This window comes from Pseudomonas sp. NMS19W, assembly GCF_051554255.1.
GTDB lineage: Bacteria > Pseudomonadota > Gammaproteobacteria > Pseudomonadales > Pseudomonadaceae > Aquipseudomonas > Aquipseudomonas kribbensis.
This window is the reverse complement of record NZ_CP136718.1, coordinates 4423275-4443643: the sequence shown is the minus strand read 5'-3', so window position 1 is coordinate 4443643 and position 20369 is coordinate 4423275. Positions and strand designations below refer to the sequence as shown.

The window sequence follows — 20369 nt, the reverse complement described above, 5'->3', positions numbered from 1 at the left end:
AAAAAAGTGACCGCTGAAAATCCTGCTCTGAAAGGGTGTCAAAGACTGGTTGTGACCCATGACTTAACCTGCAAAACGGACGGAACAGTCAAGCAGGCTACGATCACACCTAAAAAAATTGTTCTGTTTTTTGTGGGCGGTGCGGGCGATAAAGAAAGCTACTACGGAACCGGGCCTAACAATAACGTTGCCGACGTTATGAAAGTTTTCATCAGAGATATGGAAGCAGAGGGTATCTGTTCTGACTACTATAATGCTTACCATGTTGGATATAACTATTTTGTTAGTGATGAGGGCTTGAAAAAGAATGTGCTGGATAAAATTGCTGATGTAACTACGCCTGTTTATATCATTGGTCATAGCCTGGGAGGGTGGAATGGTGCTCACCTGTCAGCTGTATTGACCGATAGGGGCTATCGAATTCCATGTCTGGTTACGCTTGATCCGGTTGGCGAAGGCAAAATAGTGTGGGGAGTATCCAACATTTACCGCCAGGAACCGAGACCGAAGGCGGAATATTGGGTTAACGTCAGGGCCGATGCCAAGGACTGGAACTTTTCCGATCTCGTAGCCGATTTCGGAGAACAATGGGATATGAAGACCGGGCCCAATATGAACGGACGAGTGGATGTGAATCACGCCGATGCCTGGATTATCTACACATCAGTTCTGCAAAGTGGAATCTCGGCCCGAGACGCTTTGATGCAGGTTGTTGTCACTCATTTTAAAGGACGGAAATGTGCGTAATATAATTTTATGCGTAGCACTCTTGCTCTGCTCTTCGTGTGCGATGAATCATGGCAAGCCCATTGCTCGTTTACAATATATCGGTGTTGAGCGTTATTTGGATAGAGGTATTTACCAGGTGCGTTTCTCGTCTGATGTTGATGTTGTCAGTCTTTTTAAGTCAAAAATAAGCCAAACGCTGTTGTGTTCTTTTGATAGCGATTTTGATTTTTCGGCAGCTCACTCCGCGGGTATATATGGAGAGGGTTTTATCGAGCCTGAAATGTCAAGTGTTGGGCCGGTTTTCAGGGCGGATGTATTATTTTTAGAAAGAAAAAATGATACCAGTGAAAAAGTCATTGAAGGTGAGGCGTTAAAGCCTTTATTGGTGGGCAGAGAGTCTCTGGTTTGTAGGGTCAGAATAAATTCCTACTCTTATAAAATATATTTGTCGGAAGATATGAAAGTCCCAACGGCAGATCTGTTGAGAGAAGTAGAGAAGTTTTAAACGGAATGCGATAGGTACGGACGGGTGGTGCTCGCTGCTCAGTTCGCTGTCCGAGTCTTTTCAGAGTACTTTATCCCAAAATATGGGATGTAAAATTACATATTGAGATTTTCCGTCTGAGAGGTCTATAGTCCGGCTCACTCACTGCCAATAACAAAACAGGTGAAGCGATGCTGGCGCAATTGATCGCGCTCGATTGGGGGACGACCTCCCTACGTGCTTACAAACTCGGGGCGGGCGGGCAGGTGCTGGCGCAGCGGTCGCTGTCGTTCGGGATCATGCAGTTGCCGAAGTCGCCTCGGGTTATCAACGGTCGTGAATGCGCCGAGGGTTTTGAACTGGCATTCGATGAGGCCTGCGGCGACTGGCTCGATGCGCAGCCCGACTTGCCGGTGATTGCCTGCGGCATGGTCGGCAGCGCTCAGGGTTGGCGCGAAGCGTCCTACCGCGATACGCCGGCCAACGTCGCCGATCTCGGAAAATCCCTGCAAACCGTTCGCAGTCTTCGCGGTGTCGATGTGCATATCGTGCCGGGTGTGATTCAGCGCTCGACGTTGCCAAACGTGATGCGCGGCGAGGAAACCCAGGTCCTCGGCGTCCTGCAGAATCTGCCGGACGAGGCGGGCAATGATCTGCTGATCGGCCTGCCGGGCAGTCATTCGAAATGGGTGGAAGTGGCCGGCGGCTGCATCACCCGTTTCGACACCTTCATGACCGGCGAAGTGTTCGCCGTGCTCAGCGAACACAGCATTCTCGGCCGTACCCAGCAGCACAGTACGACGTTCGACGCCGAGGCCTTTGATCGCGGCGTGCAGGTGGCGTTGTCGGCGGAGGGCGAGATCGGCGTGCTGTCGACGTTGTTCAGTGCCCGCAGCCTCGGCCTGACCGGTGAACTCAGCGCCACCGCGCAACCGGATTATCTGTCCGGTCTGCTGATCGGCCACGAACTGACAGCGTTGGCCACCGTGCAACGGCGCCGTCGCAACAGCGCACATCTTCCTTCGATCATCCTCATCGGCAACGCGCAGCTGTGCGCCCGCTACAGCCGTGCCCTCGACGCCTGCGGTTTCGCCCGGGTGACCCTGGCCGAGCAGGCCACCGAGCGCGGGCTATGGCAACTGGCGCTCGCCGCCGGACTGATCGATTCCTCATCCCGTTAACCCTGACTGGAGGCCTGACATGCTCAAGCAAGCACTGGCGCAAAACGGTCTGATCGCGATCCTGCGCGGCCTGCATCCGCAGGAAGCCGCGGCTGTCGGAGAAGTCCTGTATGCGGCCGGATTTCGCGTCATCGAAGTACCGCTCAATTCCCCCGCGCCGTACGAAAGCATTCGCATCCTGCGTGAGACCTTGCCCGCCGATTGCCTGATCGGCGCCGGCACGGTGCTGACCCCGGAACAGGTGGAGTTGGTGAAGGAGGCCGGCGGCCAGGTGATCGTCATGCCCCACAGCGATGCCAAGGTGTTGCGGGCGGCGAAAGCGGCGGGGCTGTATCTGTCGCCGGGCGTTGCCACACCGACCGAAGCCTTTGCGGCGCTGGAGGAGGGCGCGGACATTCTCAAGCTGTTCCCGGCCGAACAAATGGGGCCGGCAGTGGTGAAAGCCTGGCTGGCGGTGCTGCCGGTCGGGACGATCCTGGCGCCGGTCGGCGGCATTACCCCGGACAACATGCAGGCGTTCATCGACGCCGGCGTCAAAGGCTTCGGCCTCGGTTCCGGGCTGTTCAAACCGGGCATGACGACTGAGCAAGTGGCGGCCAATGCCAAGGCCTACGTGGCGGCCTGGAAAGCCCTTCGCTAAGACTTTTCCGGCGCTGCGTGCGCTGCATCTAACAAGAGAGACAAGCAGATGAAAATCACCAAACTGACCACCTTCATCGTTCCGCCGCGCTGGTGCTTCCTGAAAGTCGAAACCGACGAGGGCGTGACCGGTTGGGGCGAGCCTGTGGTCGAGGGTCGCGCCCACACCGTCGCCGCTGCAGTCGAGGAATTGTCTGACTACCTGATCGGCAAAGACCCACGCAATATCGAAGACATCTGGACCGTGCTCTATCGCGGCGGTTTCTACCGGGGTGGCGCAATCCATATGAGCGCACTGGCCGGCATCGATCAGGCGCTGTGGGACATCAAGGGCAAGGCGCTCGGCGTGTCGGTCAGTGATCTGCTCGGTGGTCAGGTGCGGGACAAGATCCGCGTGTATTCGTGGATCGGCGGCGACCGTCCGGCGGACACCGCGCGGGCCGCGAAAGAGGCGGTGGGCCGTGGTTTTACTGCGGTGAAAATGAACGGCACCGAAGAGCTGCAATTCCTCGATACATTCGAGAAAGTCGACCTGGCGTTGGCCAACGTCGCCGCCGTGCGTGATGCGGTCGGACCTAATGTCGGCATTGGCGTCGACTTCCATGGCCGGGTGCATAAACCCATGGCCAAGGTGCTGATGAAGGAACTTGATCCGTACAAGTTGATGTTCATCGAAGAGCCGGTGCTCAGCGAAAACTACGAAGCGCTGAAAGAACTGGCACCGCTGACCAGCACCCCGATTGCCCTCGGCGAGCGCCTGTTTTCGCGCTGGGACTTTAAACGGGTGTTGAGCGAAGGTTACGTCGACATCATCCAGCCGGATGCGTCTCACGCCGGCGGCATCACTGAGACCCGCAAGATCGCCAACATGGCCGAAGCCTACGACGTGGCGCTGGCGCTGCACTGCCCGCTGGGGCCGATTGCACTGGCAGCGTGTCTGCAACTGGACGCCGCTTGTTACAACGCGTTTATCCAGGAGCAGAGCCTGGGCATCCATTACAACGAGAGCAACGACCTGCTCGATTATGTGAAGGATCCACGGGTGTTCGATTACGACAAAGGCTTCGTGAAGATCCCGAACGGCCCGGGCCTGGGGATCGAGATCAACGAGGAATACGTGATCGAACGCGCGGCGGTCGGCCACCGCTGGCGCAACCCGATCTGGCGTCATGCCGATGGCAGTTTTGCCGAGTGGTGAGTCGCTGACTCAGCCCATCTGATCGTTCCCGTGCCGAACGCGGGAACGACTCAAGGCCTCAGGCCAACCTCAATAAACACAAGAAGAGGTTCTCCCCATGCAACCGCAAACCCTCACCGGGCAAGCGACGTTAGTCACGCCCAGCCGCAAGCGGTTTTTCATCATGGTGTTGCTGTTCATCACCGTGGTCATCAACTACCTCGACCGCAGCAACCTGTCGATTGCCGCCCCGGCACTCACCACCGAACTGGGCATCGATCCGGTGCATGTCGGGCTGATCTTCTCGGCGTTCGGCTGGACCTACGCCGCCATGCAGATCCCCGGCGGCTGGCTGGTTGACCGAGTGCCGCCGCGCATCCTTTATAGCGTCGCATTGCTGTTGTGGTCGCTGGCCACGGTGATGCTCGGATTCGCCGCCAGTTTCATCGCCCTGTTCGTGCTGCGCATGGCGGTCGGTGCGCTGGAAGCGCCGGCGTATCCGATCAACAGCCGCGTGGTGACAACCTGGTTCCCCGAGCGTGAGCGGGCCACGGCCATCGGTTTCTACACCTCCGGGCAGTTTGTCGGGCTGGCGTTCCTGACGCCGGTGCTGGCGTGGCTGCAACATGAATTTGGCTGGCACATGGTGTTTGTCGTGACCGGTGCGGTGGGCATCTTGTGGGCGGCGATCTGGTACGCGGTGTATCGCGAGCCGCGTGATTTCAAAGGCGCCAACGAAGGCGAAATCGACTTGATCCGCGAGGGCGGCGGGTTGGTGGACATCGCCGCTGAAACCGCCAAGGTGAAGGCGAAATTCAGATGGACCGATCTCGGCATCGTCCTCAGCAAGCGCAAGTTGTGGGGGATTTACCTCGGCCAGTTCTGCCTCAACTCGACGCTGTGGTTTTTCCTGACGTGGTTCCCCACCTACCTGGTGAAGTATCGCGGCATGGACTTCATCAAGTCCGGCCTGCTGGCGTCGCTGCCGTTTCTCGCCGCGTTCATCGGCGTGCTGTGCTCGGGGTTCTTTTCCGACTTTCTGATTCGCCGTGGCTGCACCGTCGGGTTTGCGCGCAAGTTGCCGATCATTGGCGGGCTGTTGATTTCCACCTCGATCATCGGCGCCAATTTCGTTGAATCCACACCGCTGGTGATTGCCTTCCTGGCCCTGGCGTTTTTCGGCAACGGGCTGGCGTCGATCACCTGGTCGCTGGTTTCGACGCTGGCACCGGCGCGGTTGCTTGGACTGACGGGCGGGGTGTTCAACTTCATCGGCAACCTGTCGGCGATTGCCACGCCGATTGTCATCGGCTTCCTGGCCAGCGGCGATTCGTTCGCTCCGGCGATCACCTACATCGCGGTTCTGGCATTGATTGGTGCTTTGTCCTACGTGCTGCTGGTGGGCAAGGTCGAGCGCATCGAGTTGTAGTCGTCCCTGTCGGGCGACCATAATGCCGCCCGTTCCCTCGCTCAACGCTAAAGGCTGGATATGCAGGAAGACGCCCCGAAAAACGCCAAGGACGCCGCGCCCACTGGCACCCAGACCCTGCTTCGCGGGTTGGGTGTGGTGCAGGCCGTCGCCAGTGGCGCCCGCGATCTCAAAGAGATTGCCCGCCTGATCGGTACAACACGCAGCACCACCCATCGTCTGGCCAGTTGTCTGGTGGACGAGCGTTACCTGCGCGTCGTGCCGCAAGTCGGTTATCTGCTGGGGCCGAAACTGATCGAACTGGGTTTTCAGGCGCGCGAAGAGTTGCCGCTGGTGACTCTGGCCGGGCCGTATCTGGACGAGTTGTCGGCACTGACCGGCGACACCGTTCACCTCGGGATTCGTGAAGGCGACGAAGTGCTTTATCTGTTGAAGAATCCGGGGCGCAACGGCCCGGAAATGCGCTCGCGGGTCGGCCATCGCATGCCGCTGGCGCGCACCGGGATCGGCAAGGCGCTGATGCTGGATGACGCGCCGCAGGACTGGCAGCGTCTGTATGACATCAGCCTGCCGGCGGGTGGGAAAAGTCAGTTCTGGCCACAGCATCCTCAGCAGTCGTGGGAGCAGCTGGAGCAGCGGATGACCGAGTACGTGGCCGGCGGCTACGCGTTCGATCTGGAAGACAACGAACCGTCGATCCGCTGTGTGGCGGCGCCGATCCGCGACGCGAGCAAGCGTATCGTCGCGGCGATCAGCATCGCCAGCACCGTGCCGTACATGCCGCTGGAGAAAATGGCCGAGCTGATTCCCCTGATCAAAGGGGTCACGGCCCGGCTCTCGGCAGAACTTGGTTTGAAGATTTAGAGCTTCAGGGTCGCCATGTCGATCACGAATCGATACTTCACATCACCGGCGATCATGCGGGCATAGGCCTCGTTGATCTGGCGGATGTCGAGCATTTCGATGTCGCAGCTGATGTTGTGTTCAGCGCAGAAATCCAGCACTTCCTGGGTTTCGGCGACGCCGCCGATCAACGAGCCGGCCAGCACCCGGCGCCCCAATACCAGTTTGGCGGCGTGGACCGGCGGGTCGATCGGTTCGATCAGGCCCACCAGAATGTGCACGCCGTCGAAGCGCAGGGTGTCGAGGTACGGGTTGAGATCGTGCTGCACCGGAATGGTGTCCAGCAGGAAGTCGAAACGACCGGCCGCTGCTTTCATCTGCTCTTCGTCGGTGGAGACGATCACGTGATCGGCGCCCTGGCGACGACCTTCCTCGGCCTTGCTCGCCGAACGGGTGAACAGCGTCACTTCGGCGCCCATGGCCTTGGCGAACTTGATGCCCATGTGGCCGAGGCCGCCCATGCCGAGAATCCCGACCTTGTCGCCGGCCTTCACGCCGTAATGCTTGAGCGGCGAGTAGGTGGTGATGCCGGCGCAGAGAATCGGCGCAGCAGCTGCCAAATCCAGCTTCTCGGGGATGCGCACTACAAAGTGTTCGCTGACCACGATGCTGTCCGAATAACCGCCCATGGTGTTGCTGCCGTCGACCCGGTCGGGTGTGGCGTAGGTCATGGTCGGGCCTTCGAGGCAATATTGCTCGAGGTTCGACTGGCAGGCTTCGCAGGTGCGGCAGGAGTCGACCATGCAGCCGACGCCGACCAGATCGCCGACCTTGTGTTTGGTGACATTCGCACCGACGGCGGTGACTTTTCCGACGATCTCGTGGCCTGGCATCAACGGGTAAACGGCGATGCCCCATTCGTTGCGCGCCTGGTGGATGTCGGAGTGGCAGACGCCGCAGTACAGGATGTCGATGGCGACGTCGTCGGCCCGAGGGCTGCGGCGTTCGAACTTCATCGGGGCGAGGGGCGTGGTGGCCGTTTGAGCGGCATAGCCGATGGCGGTGTACATGTGAAACCTCGCAAAAGCAGTGACAAGTGAGGCGGCGCATTCTGGGCGCCGTCCGGTCGTCCGGCCATGGCGATTCCTCCGGGTGTCATGCCTAATCCTCCGGCATGCGGGGTTGATCGGTCGCATTGGCAAAAGGATCTGCGATGATGCTTTTATCCCTTTTTCCGTGATTTTTTCTGAAGAGCCACCCGATGCAATTGACCCGTCACCTTGATGCCAACGCCACCCTGGTTTCGCTGATCGAACCGCTGGCGCTGCGCGATGGTTACAGCCAGACCGGGCTGCCGGGCGTACAGGTGTTGCGTGCCAGTTGCGACGTCGCCCGTGGTCCGCACATTTATGAACCGAGCCTGATGATCATTGCTCAGGGCAGCAAGCTCGCGTATCTGGGGCCGCGCACCATGGAATACGGCGCCGGGCATTATCTGATCCAGGCCTTGCCGGTACCATTCGAGTGCGAAACCTATGCGTTACCGGATGCGCCGTTGCTCGGCGTGTCGGTGGCGATCGACCGGGTGCTGCTCGGTGAGCTGGTGCTGGCCATGGGGCTGGCGCCGGGGCGGCATATTCCGGCGCAGACCCCGGAGTCGATGACCTCGGTGGTGCTCGACGATGACATGCGCGGCTGCGTCGAGCGCTTGCTGCGCTGCCTGCACGATCCGCTGGAATGCCAGATTCTCGGGCCGGCACGGGTGCGTGAATTGTTGTTCGTGGCGTTGCGCGGGCCTCAGGCCGATGTGCTGCGGGCGCTGGTGGAGCAGCAGGGGCAGTTCGCCCGGGTGGCGGCTTCGATCAGCCATTTGCATTCGCACTACACCGAACCGTTGAACGTCGAGACATTGGCAAGCTGCGCGAACATGAGCGTTTCGACTTTTCACGAACACTTCAAACGCAGCACGTTGCTGTCGCCGGTGCAGTATCTGAAGCGTTTGCGTTTGTTGAAGGCGCAGACGCTGTTGATCGCCGAGGGATTGGGGGTTGCGCAGGTGGCGCATCGGGTGGGGTATCAGAGCACGTCGCAGTTCAGTCGCGAGTACAAACGTTATTTTGAACGTAGCCCGGGGGATGAGCGTGCAGCTTGATCCCGCACAAATCGCGGGCAACAAAAAGGCCCCCATACAGGGAGCCTTGATGTTCAGCGGTTCGACTTACATATTCGGGTAGGTCGGGCCGCCGGCGCCTTCCGGCGTCACCCAGGTAATGTTCTGCGAAGGGTCCTTGATGTCACAGGTCTTGCAGTGTACGCAGTTCTGGGCGTTGATCTGGAAGCGCTTCTCGCCGTCTTCCTTGGTGATCACTTCATATACGCCGGCCGGGCAGTAGCGCTGCGCCGGTTCGTCGTACATCGGCAGGTTGCGGCTCAACGGGATGGTCGGGTCGGTCAGTTTCAGGTGGCACGGTTGTTCTTCTTCATGGTTGGTACCGGAGATGAACACCGAGCTCAGCTTGTCGAAGCTGATTTTGCCGTCGGGTTTCGGGTAGTCGATCTTCTTGCAGTCGGCCGCAAGCTTGAGGCAAGCGTAGTCCGGCTTGGTGTCGTGCAGGGTGAACGGCAGTTTGCCGCCGAAGATGTTCTGGTCCAGCCAGTTGAAACCGCCGCCGACGATGGCGCCGAACTTGTGGATCGCCGGGCCGAAGTTGCGGCTGGCGAACAGTTCTTCGTAGAGCCAGCTCTTCTTGAAGGCGTCGACGTAGGTGGTCAGCTCTTCGCTGCCGTCCTTGTCAGCGAACAGCGCGTCAGCCACGGATTCAGCGGCGAGCATGCCGGACTTCATCGCGGTGTGGCTGCCTTTGATCTTGGCGAAGTTCAGGGTGCCGAGGTCGCAACCGATCAGCGCGCCGCCCTTGAACACCATTTTCGGCAGCGAGTTCAGGCCGCCTTTGCAGATCGCACGTGCGCCGTAGCTGATGCGCTTGCCGCCTTCCAGGTACTGCTTCAGAACCGGGTGGTGCTTGAGGCGCTGGAATTCGTCGAACGGCGACAGGTAGGTGTTGCTGTAGGACAGATCGACGATCAGGCCGACTACAACCTGGTTGTTTTCCAGGTGATAGAGGAAGGAACCGCCGGTGTTCTCGGTACCCATGATGTCCATCGGCCAACCGGCGGTGTGTACTACCAGGCCTGGCTGGTGTTTGGCCGGGTCGATCTCCCAGATTTCTTTCAGGCCGATGCCGTAGTGCTGGGCGTCGGTATCGCTGTCGAGGTTGTAGCGCTTGATCAGTTGCTTGCCGATGTGGCCACGGCAACCTTCGGCGAACAGCGTGTATTTGCCACGCAGTTCCATGCCCGGGGTGTACAGGCCTTCTTTCGGATGGCCTTCGCGGTCGACGCCGAGGTCGCCGGTGATGATCCCGCGTACCACGCCGTTTTCATCGATCAGCGCTTCCTGAGCGGCGAAGCCCGGGTAGATTTCCACACCCAGGTTCTCGGCCTGCTGAGCGAGCCATCGGCACAGGTTGCCGAGGGAGATAATGTAGTTGCCCTCGTTGTGCATGGTCTTGGGCACAAAGAAGTCAGGAATTTTCTGCGCGCTTTCGGCGTTTTTCAGCACGAAAATGTCATCGCGGGTGACGGGGGTGTTCAGCGGGGCGCCGAGTTCCTTCCAGTCCGGGAACAGTTCGTTCAGGGCCCGTGGTTCGAATACGGCACCGGACAGGATGTGCGCGCCGACTTCGGAGCCTTTTTCGACCACGCAGACGCTGATTTCCTTACCGGCTTCGGCGGCCTTCTGCTTCAGACGGCAGGCGGCGGACAGGCCAGCGGGGCCGGCACCGACGATGACCACGTCGAATTCCATGTATTCGCGTTCCACAGGCTATCTCCTACTCAAGGCTCAACAGTTTTTTTTCTAATTTGGAGGTTCGGTGTCGTATCCGTTATTGCCTTTACGTTAACGTCAAGGCTAATAATGGGCAAACCACCTTTCTCTCTAGGCGGCGCATTATATCTACACCACTCTTAGCGTCCAATACAAACGTTTGTTTGAATCGGCTCCAGCCCAGAGAAATCAAAGAAGCGCGGCTTATGACAGGGCATTTTGGCGTATTGACCAGAATGGGCGTTCCGGTCAAGATACGGGCGGTTTTGCGCTCGCCGTAGGCTGAATGGTGGTTTCAAGAGCACCTCTAAAGACAGGGCGAAGGCGGTATCCGGTGATGCGCAGTGCAGGTTCGGCGCGCAGTTTACACACCGCGAAGCGGCATGACTCGTCGGTCACGACTGACGAACGGTCATCCGACTCAGCCGGCGTTTTTGGAGGTGCCCTTGTGCCCGATGAGCATCAACCGCCAGGTTCGCCTAGGCGACTTTCTTTTCACCGGAGAGTAACGAGGAATCCATGAAGGTTCTTGTAGCTGTCAAACGCGTTGTGGATTACAACGTCAAGGTTCGCGTCAAGGCGGACAATTCCGGCGTAGACCTCGCCAACGTCAAGATGTCGATGAACCCGTTCTGCGAAATCGCAGTGGAAGAAGCCGTACGCCTGAAAGAAAAAGGCGTTGCGACTGAAATCGTCGTCGTCTCCATCGGCCCGTCCACCGCTCAGGAACAGCTGCGTACCGCACTGGCTCTGGGTGCCGACCGCGCCATCCTCGTCGAATCCGCTGAAGACCTGACTTCCCTGGCCGTGGCCAAGCTGCTCAAGGCCGTGGTCGACAAGGAACAGCCTCAGCTGGTGATCTTGGGCAAACAGGCCATCGACAGCGATAACAACCAGACCGGCCAGATGCTTGCGGCACTGAGCGGCTACGGTCAGGGCACTTTCGCCTCGAAAGTCGAAGTCTCCGGCGACAGCGTTGCCGTGACCCGCGAAATCGACGGCGGCGCGCAGACCGTTTCCCTGAAACTGCCAGCGATCGTCACCACCGACCTGCGTTTGAACGAGCCGCGTTACGCGTCCCTGCCAAACATCATGAAAGCCAAGAAGAAGCCTCTCGAGACGCTGACTCCGGACGCTTTGGGCGTTTCCACCGCCTCCACCAACAAGACCCTGAAAGTCGAAGCGCCGGCTGCACGCAGCGCGGGCATCAAGGTCAAGTCGGTGGCTGAACTGGTCGAGAAACTGAAAAACGAAGCGAAGGTAATCTAATCATGACTATCTTGGTAATCGCCGAACACGACAACAAGGTGCTGGCTCCGGCCACCCTGAACACCGTTGCTGCCGCTGCCAAAATCGGTGGCGACATCCACGTTCTGGTCGCAGGCCAGGGTGCTGGCGCAGTGGCTGAAGCCGCTGCGAAAATCGCTGGTGTAAGCAAAGTCCTGAACGCCGACAATGCTGCCTACGCGCATCAGTTGCCGGAAAACGTTGCTCCACTGGTTGCCGAACTGGGCAAGGGCTACAGCCACATCCTGGCTGCCGCCACTTCCAACGGCAAAAACATCCTGCCGCGCGTTGCCGCGCAGCTGGACGTTGACCAGATCTCCGAGATCATCTCGGTAGAAAGCGCTGACACCTTCAAGCGTCCGATCTACGCCGGTAACGCCATCGCTACCGTGCAATCGACCGCTGCAATCAAAGTGATCACCGTGCGTGCCACCGGTTTCGACCCGGTTGCTGCAGAAGGTGGTTCGGCTGCCGTTGAATCGGTTGCCGCTGCTCACAACGCCGGCACCTCCAGCTTCGTCAGCGAAGAGCTTGCGAAATCTGATCGTCCTGAGCTGACCGCTGCCAAGATCGTCGTTTCCGGCGGCCGCGGCATGCAGAACGGTGACAACTTCAAACACCTGTACGCTCTGGCCGACAAGCTGGGCGCTGCCGTGGGGGCTTCCCGCGCCGCGGTCGACGCAGGTTTCGTACCGAACGACATGCAGGTCGGTCAGACCGGCAAGATCGTTGCGCCACAGCTGTACATCGCTGTCGGTATCTCCGGCGCGATCCAGCACCTGGCCGGCATGAAAGACTCCAAAGTGATCGTTGCGATCAACAAGGACGAAGAAGCGCCGATCTTCCAGGTGGCCGATTACGGTCTGGTGGCGGATCTGTTCGAAGCCGTACCTGAGCTGGAGAAGCTGGTCTAATCCGGCGGCTTCACTTATAAAGAGCCCGGCCTGTTGGTCGGGCTTTTTTTTGTCTCGGATTTGAGTGGGAGCGTTTCGCCATGGATCTGCATCGCCGGTTGGGCTTCTCGTTATTGCTGTGTTCCAGCCTGTTGCCGGGTTTGTCCATGGCGGCGGGCAAATGCGAGCGACTGGTCGTCACCGGCAGTCCGGATGCACCGCCGTATCTCTGGCAGGATCCGCAGAATCCAAAGCAACTGATCGGTGCGAGTGCCGACCTGTTGCAGCAAGTGGCGAAGGATCTGGGCATCAAGGTCGAACTGCTGTATGCCGGCAAGCGCGCGCAGGCACTCGACGAAGTGCGCAGCGGGCGCATGGACATGCTGGCCGACGCGCCGCTGGCCTTCAACGAGCTGGAAAACCTCGACTACATCCATCCGCCGCTGCTGGAAAACGACTATCTGGTGTGGACCCGCAAGGGCTCGACCCTGGTCTACAGCGAAGCGAAGGACCTTCAGGGCCATCAAGGAGGATTGTCGGAAAAGTCTCGAATGACCCAGGCATTCAGTACTTTCGCCGAGAAGCAATTGACCCTGACCCGTACGGCAAACCTCACTCAGGCCCTGCAGAAACCTCTGCTGGGCGAGGTGGAATATGTACTCGCCGGCCGCTACTCGGGGATGGCGGCCGCGCAGGCACTGGGTATGGCCAATGATCTGCTGGCCTTCGAGCAACCGATTGACCGGCCCGGTCTGTTCCTTGCGCTTTCCCACAACTCGGCCTGCAACGATCCGTGGTTACGCGGACAGCTGGCCAAAAAGATGACAGAATTGCCCGCGTCCGGCCTGACGGAAGCCGCGCTGCAACGCAACATCGAGCGCTGGAAGGCGCAGCAGCAACAGCCGCCGCAACAACCTGTCAGCGCCCCAAAACAGTAGGGATTCTTAGTGAGTAAACGAGTTCTTTTCACGGCCCTGGCCGTTCTGGCCCTGGCCGGTTGCGCCAGCGATCCGGCACCCAATGAACAAATGCGTTTGACTGAGCAGGCGCTCGAGCAGGCCAAAGCCGTCGGCGCCACCGCCGACGAAGTGCCGGAAATGAAACTGGCAGAAGACAAGTTCAACCGGGCCAAGGGCAGCATGGTCGGTGAGTCCTTCAAGAACGCGCGGATGCGTGCCGAACAGGCCGAGCTGGATGCACGCCTGGCCGAAGCCAAGGTGCTGACCCAGAAGAGCGAAGAGCAGCTGAACGTGCTCAACACCCGCATCGTCCGCCTGCGCAAGCAACTGGGGGATGCCCAATGAAGCTGACTTCAAAAGCCTTCGGCACTCTGATCCTCGTGGGTTGCGCCAGCCTTTACGGCTGCGCCGGTCAACACAGCGAAACCGCCTTGCAGGAAGCCAGCGCTGACTTCCAGAAGGTCAAGGAAGATTCCAATGTGCTGCGTATCGCGCCGAAAGACGTGATCCGTGCTGGTGAATCCCTGGCCCGTGCCGATCGTCTTTCCACTTATTGGGGCAGTGGCTCCGACGTGGCGCATTACTCCTATTTGAGCCAGCGCTACAGCCAGATCGCCCGCGAGCACACCAACCTGGTGCTCAACGAAGAGCGTGCGGCGAAGCTGGAGCTTGAGCGTCAACGCCTGCAACTGGCGCTGCGCGAATCCAAACTGTTGAGCGTGCAGCAGCAGGGCAAATGGCTGGAGGAACAGATCGTCGCACTGGCCACCACCCAGACTGACCGTGGCCTGGTGATGACCCTGGGTGACGTGCTGTTCGACACCGGCGAGGCGGAGCTGAAGAACTCGGCGAATCGCGTAGTCCTGAAGATCGTGCAGTTCCTGCAGCTCAATCCGAAGCGCGTGGTGCGCATCGAGGGCTATACCGACAGCACTGGCGGCAAGCAGGAAAACCTCGAGCTGTCCCGTGACCGTGCACAGTCGGTAGCTGATGTGTTGACCGACCTGGGCATCGACGAAAAACGCATTCAAGTCGAAGGCTACGGCGATGAATACCCGGTGGACGCCAACGCTTCCGAGCGCGGGCGTGCGCAGAACCGTCGGGTGGAAATCGTGTTCTCCGACGAAAAAGGCCAGCTCGGCGCCGCCCGCTGAGGGTGGCGTTACTGGAAAGCCCGGGCTGTCATGCAGCGCCGGGCTTTTTTACGTCTGTCGATTACCTCACAAAGCAGTACAGATTTATCCGACACTGGACTGTATGGTTGACTAATATGGCAACTGTCCCAGTACACTTCAGAACTGTTCCGGTATTGTTCACACAAAAATAAAACGCCCGTGATATCGAGTGCTGCGTCATGACCAATCTTTTGCTCTACCAACGTATTGCTCAACAGCTGGCCGAAGACATCCGCCGTGGCGTCTATCAACCGGGCGAGCGCGTGCCTTCGGTGCGCAAGATGAGTTCGCAGCTCAACGTCAGCCATGCCACGGTGTTGCAGGCTTACGCCAACCTCGAGGATCAGGGGCTGATCCGTGCACGGCCGCAATCCGGTTACTACGTACACCAGACGCCGGCCCTGACCGCACCGACCCCGGACATTGCCCGGGTCGAACGACCTGGCCTGGTCACCCGCGCCAGCATCATTCAGCAAGTATTGGTCGAGTCGCGTCGCGAAGGCGTGTTCCCGCTGGGTGCAGCCGTACCGAGCGTCGATTACTTGCCGGTGCGCGCGTTGCATCAGCAATTGGCCAAGGTCACCCGATTCCATAGCCCGCGGGCCTTCAGCTACATGTTCAGTCCGGGTTTCGAACCGTTGCGCCGACAAGTGGCGATCCGCATGCGCGACGCCGGTGTGGTGGTCGATCCTTCGGAAGTGGTGATCACCCATGGCTGTGTCGATGCCTTGCAGATGTCGTTGCGCGTACTGACGCGTCCGGGCGATCTGATCGCCGCCGAATCGCCAACCTATTACGGACTGCTGCAACTGGCCGACCTGCTGGGCCTGAAAGTTATCGAAATCCCCAGCGACCCGGCCACCGGCATGAGTCTCGAAGCCCTGCAACTGGCGGCCAACCAATGGTCGATCAAAGCCCTGGTGCTGACGACACGGCTGAGCAATCCGCTGGGCGGCACCATGCCCGAAGAGCGGCAAAAACAATTGCTGCGCCTGGCCTCGGACTTCGATATCCAGATCGTCGAAGACGACATCTATGGCGAACTGATGTTCGAGCAAGGTCGCACAAAGGCCCTCAAGGCCTACGACCGGCTGGATCGGGTGATTTACTGTTCGAGTTTCTCCAAGACCCTGTCACCGGGTGTGCGTGTGGGCTGGATGATTGCCGGCAAGTATCAGCAGGAAATCCAGCGTCTACAGACCTTCACCACGCATTCGGCTTGCAGCGTCACGCAAATGGCGATCGCCGCCTATCTGGAAAATGGCGGTTATGACCGGCATTTACGGTACATCCGCCAGGAATACCGAAAAAACCTCAGCGCATTCCAGCTGGCGGTGCAGCAGTACTTCCCTGAAGGCACGCAAATGACCCGGCCTACGGGCGGTTTCATTCTCTGGGTGAGCCTGCCAGGGCGGGTCAACACCCAGGAATTGCATGTCCGCGCATTACAGCAGGGCATCAGCATCGCGCCCGGGTTGATCTTCAGTAATACCGAGCAGTTCAACCACTGTATCCGCCTGAATTGCGGCACGCCGTGGAATCGCGAGGCGGAACGGGCGTTGATGACTTTGGGTTTGCTGGCGACTCAACTGTGTCAGGAAACGGCTGGCGGTTTCTGAATAGACTGTGTCGCGCGCTTGTCATGTGGCGTTCAACAGGCGAGCATATGGCCCTCTGCCGTTAGCGTTGTAGGTTCCATGAAAGCGATTTTTCCTGCTGCCTGGGTTTTGCTTTGTCTGTTGATGATCGGTCACACGCCAGCTGTCATGGCCGCTGCCGTTTCGGAAAAACCGACAGCAGCCTCCACCGTGAAAAAACCGGTGGCCAGCAAGAAAGCCGTACCTGCAAAGAACAAGCAGCAGAAGAAAGCCGCCCCGGCAAAGAAACGTGCGCCGATCGCCTCAAAGTCGAAATCGGCCCGTGAAGTGGCGAAGACGCCGCTACCCCCGGCCAAACTCGACTTGAGTCTGCCCAAAGACATGGTTCAGCAGTTGAAACCGGTTGGAAGCGTTCCGCTGCCCAAGCGCGAAGCGATCCTGCCGCAGATGTTCGGGGAGAAAGACAGTGGCTTCCAGCTCAACGGCCGCCTGCTGAGCAACGAAATGCAGTTGCAGCTGCGTAACGAAGAACGTCGTGAAGTCGAAGGCGCGGCGCTGGATTTCGAATTCAAGCAGTAAATTGAATCGATCCGTGACCCGCAGACCAGACGCTTTGTCGGAGACTGGTCAGTCACTTTCGTTTCTGCGTAAAAACCCCGGTCCAGGGAATTTAAAACAGCCGTTTTAGCGGTTACCCTGTTCCGCGTCCCTTTAACACATTGCCCGTCGCGAGGAACTCGTCGTCATGAAATGCCGTGAAGGCTGTGGCGCCTGTTGCATTGCCCCCTCCATCAGCTCGCCGATTCCAGGCATGCCCGATGGCAAACCTGCCGGCGAACGTTGCGTTCAGCTCTCGGTCGAAAACCTGTGCAGCATTTTCGGCCGGCCGGAACGTCCAGCCGTCTGTTCAGGGTTCAGCGCCGATGTCGAAGTCTGCGGAAGCAGTCAGGAAGAGGCGATCAGACTGCTCGGCTGGTGGGAGCAGATGACGGCGGCGTGATGTGTCAAACGTACGGAACTTCAACAATAAGGAATAAGACTATGGGTTCGCTGCATCGTATCGCTGTGTTGTGTGGTTTGACTGCCGTGCTGGCCACTTCGGCTGCCCAGGCTGAAGACTGGAAAGTGGCCAAGAACGAAGACGGCATCAAGGTCTCCCTGAGCGAAGTGCCGGGTTCGGACTACAAGTCGTATCAGGGCGTGACCTTGATGAAGACCACCGTCGCCAAACTGCGCGCACTGCAGGAAGACGTCTCCGGTGCCTGTGCCTGGATTCACGAGTGCAAGACCCAGAAACTGCTCAAGCACGAAGGCGACCAGAGCTGGACCTACACCCAGTTCAACACGCCATGGCCGGTAACCCCGCGCGACTCGATCCTGCACGTCACTACCGTTGAAGGCGCCGATGGCAGCCTGACCCGCAATCTGGAAGGCGTGCCGAAGTACCTGCCGGAAGAAAAAGGCTTCGTGCGTGTCGCTCAGGTCAAAGGCTTCTGGAAATTCGTGCCAAAAGGCGATCAGGTCGAAGTGACCTATCAGGTCCACACCGAGCCGGGTGGCAGCGTGCCGTCGATGATTGCCAACAAGTTCGTGGTCGACGCACCGTTCAATACCCTGAAAGCCCTGAAAGAACGCGCCGAGAAGTAAGTATCGCCTGCTCTGCAAACGCCCCGATGAACTCGGGGCGTTTTGTTTTGTAGCGATATTGTGTTTCCGGATATGCGTTGCACGAAATTTTCACAAACGCTTCAAGACAATTCGCCCGCGCAATTTGAATCTGTCCGGGTATGCCGTGCCTTTAATGAAAGAGTCCGGCAGCGGGGCAGTAATCAATGGCAATGCCGCCGGTGATCGTGCAACATTTGCGCACCGCGCAAGCCCCGGGGCCTGGAATGGCCAACAGAGGGCAGGGCGCAGCTGTATTTTTGCAACTTCAACTTCCAATGGGTCCTAAAACGACATGGCAAACCCGGACGCCCTGAATCAGCAGCGATCTTCCAGTCGCCTGCTGCAACCGACCGTCAAATCGCATCTGGCCTACACGCTCTTGTGCGCGCTGGTCATGATGGTGATGTTTTCCGTGCTGCGCCTCGCGCTGCTGGTCTACAACCGCGAGATGATCCTCGACACCCCGGCTTCGACCTTCCTCGAAGCCTTCGCCAACGGCCTGCGTTTCGACCTGCGCCTGGTGGTCTACCTCTGCGTTCCGATGGTCCTGGCGCTGTTCAGTGCCCGGGCCATGGCCGCTCGCGGGGTCTTCCGCCTGTGGCTGACCGTGACCTCCAGCATCGCGCTGTTCCTCGGCCTGATGGAGATGGACTTCTACCGCGAGTTCCACCAGCGCCTCAACGGCCTGGTGTTCCAGTACGTGAAGGAAGACCCGAAAACCGTGATGAGCATGCTCTGGTACGGTTTCCCGGTGGTGCGCTACCTGCTGGCCTGGGCCGTGGGCACGGTGATCCTGACGCTGGCGTTCAAGGGCGCCGACCGTCTGACCCGTCCGCGTGGCCCGTTCAGCGGCGGCAACGTCGGTACCCGTCAGGTGGCGCCATGGTATGCGCGTCTGGCGGTGTTCGTGGTGTGCCTGCTGATCTGTGTGGTTGCCGTGCGCGGCACCCTGCGTCAGGGCCCGCCACTGCGCTGGGGTGACGTGTACACCACCGAATCGAACTTCGCCAACCAGCTCGGCCTCAATGGCACCCTGTCGCTGATCGCGGCAGCCAAGGACCGCATGGGTGAAGACCGCAACAACATCTGGAAAGCCACGCTGCCGCAGGATCAGGCGCAGAAGGTCGTACGCGACATGCTGGTGATGCCGGACGACAAACTGGTGGATGCCGACATCGCCGCCGTGCGTCGTGACTACACGCCGCCAGCCGACAAGACCCTGCCGATCAAGAACGTCGTCGTGATCCTGATGGAAAGCATGGCCGGTCACTCGGTAGGCGCCCTGGGCGCACCGGGCAACATCACGCCGTACCTCGACAAACTGTCGAAGGAAGGCCTGCTGTTCGACCGCTTCTTCTCCAACGGTACCCACACCCACCAGGGCATGTTCGCCACCATGGCATGCTTCCCGAACCTGCCGGGTTTCGAATACCTGATGCAGACCCCGGAAGGCAGCCACAAACTGTCCGGCCTGCCGCAGCTGCTCAGCGCCCGCAAGTATGACGACGTCTACGTCTACAACGGTGACTTCGCCTGGGACAACCAGTCCGGTTTCTTCAGCAACCAGGGCATGACCAACTTCGTTGGCCGCAATGACTTCGTCAACCCGGTGTTCTCCGATCCGACCTGGGGCGTGTCCGACCAGGACATGTTCGACCGCGGTCTGGTGGAGCTGAAGGCACGGGAAAACGGCAAGCCGTTCTACGCGCTGCTGCAAACCCTGTCCAACCACACGCCGTACGCCTTGCCGACGCCATTGCCGGTCGAACGCGTAACCGACCGTGGCACGCTCAACGAGCACCTGACCGCCATGCGTTACGCAGACTGGGCACTGGGCCAGTTCTTCGAGAAGGCCCGCAAGGAGCCTTACTTCAAGGAAACCCTGTTCGTCATCGTCGGCGACCACGGTTTCGGCAACGAGCGTCAGATCACCGAAATGGACCTGGGCCGCTTCAACGTACCGATGCTGATGATCGCACCGGGCATCCAGGAAAAGTTCGGTACCCGTGACCACACCGTGGGTACGCAGATCGACATCGTGCCGACCATCATGGGTCGTCTGGGTGGCGAAGTGCGTCATCAGTGCTGGGGTCGTGACCTGCTCAACCTGCCGGCAGGCGACACCGGTTTCGGTGTGATCAAGCCGTCGGGCAGCGAGCAGACCACTGCCATCGTGACCGCTGACCAGATCCTGGTGCTGCCGAAAGAGAAGGAAATGGCGCCGAAGATCTACCAGTACCAACTGGGCGCGAATCCTTCGGCTGAAATCATTCCGGATGCACCGCGCACCGCCGAGCTGAAACTCAAGCTCGAAGCGTTCCTGCAGACGGCTACCAAGAGCCTGCTCGACAACACCGCCGGTGTGATTAACGGCAAGCCGGACTGATCATTCCGCGCAATAAAAAAGAGGCCCTTTTC

General features: G+C 59.3%; 20 protein-coding genes. 18 read left to right on the top strand and 2 right to left on the bottom strand.

Annotated features, from left to right (window positions below):
- The first annotated feature begins 6 nt into the window (after window positions 1-6).
- From R1A29_RS20220 to R1A29_RS20190, 7 genes are all read left to right on the top strand, one after another.
- Window positions 7-747: an alpha/beta fold hydrolase gene (locus R1A29_RS20220; RefSeq protein WP_265813587.1), complete on the top strand. Its 741-nt coding sequence runs from the start codon at window positions 7-9 to the stop codon at window positions 745-747.
- Window positions 740-1234, top strand: coding sequence for a hypothetical protein (locus R1A29_RS20215; protein ID WP_438299379.1), 495 nt, complete (start codon window positions 740-742; stop codon window positions 1232-1234). The genes R1A29_RS20220 and R1A29_RS20215 overlap by 8 nt, the downstream gene beginning before the upstream one ends.
- Before the next feature lie 170 nt (window positions 1235-1404).
- Window positions 1405-2394 (top strand): 2-dehydro-3-deoxygalactonokinase, encoded by a 990-nt coding sequence (locus R1A29_RS20210; RefSeq protein ID WP_438299378.1) that lies wholly within the window; start codon window positions 1405-1407, stop codon window positions 2392-2394.
- 19 nt (window positions 2395-2413) lie between these two features.
- A complete protein-coding gene (locus tag R1A29_RS20205; RefSeq protein ID WP_438299376.1) occupies window positions 2414-3034 on the top strand; it encodes a 2-dehydro-3-deoxy-6-phosphogalactonate aldolase in 621 nt (206 codons plus the stop codon).
- A 48-nt stretch (window positions 3035-3082) separates the two neighbouring features.
- Window positions 3083-4231, top strand: coding sequence for a galactonate dehydratase (gene dgoD, locus R1A29_RS20200; RefSeq protein WP_007950849.1), 1149 nt, complete (start codon window positions 3083-3085; stop codon window positions 4229-4231).
- 97 nt (window positions 4232-4328) lie between these two features.
- Window positions 4329-5639: an MFS transporter gene (locus R1A29_RS20195; protein WP_438299375.1), complete on the top strand. Its 1311-nt coding sequence runs from the start codon at window positions 4329-4331 to the stop codon at window positions 5637-5639.
- Between the two features lie 60 nt (window positions 5640-5699).
- A complete protein-coding gene (locus tag R1A29_RS20190; protein ID WP_438299374.1) occupies window positions 5700-6503 on the top strand; it encodes an IclR family transcriptional regulator in 804 nt (267 codons plus the stop codon).
- Here R1A29_RS20190 and R1A29_RS20185 read toward each other — a convergent pair.
- Complete coding sequence (locus R1A29_RS20185; RefSeq protein WP_114884703.1) at window positions 6500-7552, bottom strand: NAD(P)-dependent alcohol dehydrogenase; 1053 nt, start codon at window positions 7550-7552, stop codon at window positions 6500-6502. The two genes, R1A29_RS20190 and R1A29_RS20185, sit on opposite strands and share 4 nt — an antisense overlap.
- A 191-nt stretch (window positions 7553-7743) precedes the next feature.
- Between R1A29_RS20185 and R1A29_RS20180 the strand changes: the two genes are divergently transcribed.
- Complete coding sequence (locus R1A29_RS20180) at window positions 7744-8634, top strand: AraC family transcriptional regulator (RefSeq protein WP_007950856.1); 891 nt, start codon at window positions 7744-7746, stop codon at window positions 8632-8634.
- Between the two features lie 66 nt (window positions 8635-8700).
- Here the strand turns inward: R1A29_RS20180 and R1A29_RS20175 are convergent, their stop codons facing one another.
- Complete coding sequence (locus R1A29_RS20175; RefSeq protein WP_438299373.1) at window positions 8701-10365, bottom strand: electron transfer flavoprotein-ubiquinone oxidoreductase; 1665 nt, start codon at window positions 10363-10365, stop codon at window positions 8701-8703.
- A gap of 525 nt (window positions 10366-10890) precedes the next feature.
- Here R1A29_RS20175 and R1A29_RS20170 point away from each other — a divergent pair.
- The 10 genes from R1A29_RS20170 (at window position 10891) to R1A29_RS20125 (ending at window position 20337) form a co-directional block, all read left to right on the top strand.
- A complete protein-coding gene (locus R1A29_RS20170) occupies window positions 10891-11640 on the top strand; it encodes an electron transfer flavoprotein subunit beta/FixA family protein (RefSeq protein ID WP_007950859.1) in 750 nt (249 codons plus the stop codon).
- Between the two features lie 2 nt (window positions 11641-11642).
- Window positions 11643-12572, top strand: coding sequence for an electron transfer flavoprotein subunit alpha/FixB family protein (locus R1A29_RS20165; RefSeq protein WP_075118734.1), 930 nt, complete (start codon window positions 11643-11645; stop codon window positions 12570-12572).
- Window positions 12573-12652: 80 nt separating this feature from the next.
- Entirely contained in the window at window positions 12653-13489 is an 837-nt protein-coding gene (locus R1A29_RS20160; RefSeq protein ID WP_438299372.1) for a substrate-binding periplasmic protein, read from the top strand.
- Between the two features lie 9 nt (window positions 13490-13498).
- On the top strand, window positions 13499-13855 hold the full coding sequence (locus R1A29_RS20155) for a DUF4398 domain-containing protein (protein WP_438299371.1): 357 nt from the start codon (window positions 13499-13501) through the stop codon (window positions 13853-13855).
- A complete protein-coding gene (locus R1A29_RS20150) occupies window positions 13852-14664 on the top strand; it encodes an OmpA family protein (protein WP_438299370.1) in 813 nt (270 codons plus the stop codon). The genes R1A29_RS20155 and R1A29_RS20150 overlap by 4 nt, the downstream gene beginning before the upstream one ends.
- Window positions 14665-14864: 200 nt before the next feature.
- A complete protein-coding gene (locus tag R1A29_RS20145) occupies window positions 14865-16304 on the top strand; it encodes a PLP-dependent aminotransferase family protein (RefSeq protein ID WP_003226969.1) in 1440 nt (479 codons plus the stop codon).
- Between the two features lie 78 nt (window positions 16305-16382).
- A complete protein-coding gene (locus tag R1A29_RS20140; RefSeq protein ID WP_438299369.1) occupies window positions 16383-16862 on the top strand; it encodes a translation initiation factor 2 in 480 nt (159 codons plus the stop codon).
- A 166-nt stretch (window positions 16863-17028) separates the two neighbouring features.
- Window positions 17029-17283, top strand: coding sequence for a YkgJ family cysteine cluster protein (locus tag R1A29_RS20135; RefSeq protein ID WP_085710899.1), 255 nt, complete (start codon window positions 17029-17031; stop codon window positions 17281-17283).
- Window positions 17284-17324: 41 nt separating this feature from the next.
- A complete protein-coding gene (locus R1A29_RS20130) occupies window positions 17325-17930 on the top strand; it encodes an START domain-containing protein (RefSeq protein ID WP_085710898.1) in 606 nt (201 codons plus the stop codon).
- 313 nt (window positions 17931-18243) lie between these two features.
- Window positions 18244-20337, top strand: coding sequence for an LTA synthase family protein (locus R1A29_RS20125; RefSeq protein WP_438299368.1), 2094 nt, complete (start codon window positions 18244-18246; stop codon window positions 20335-20337).
- The last annotated feature ends 32 nt before the right edge of the window (window positions 20338-20369 follow it).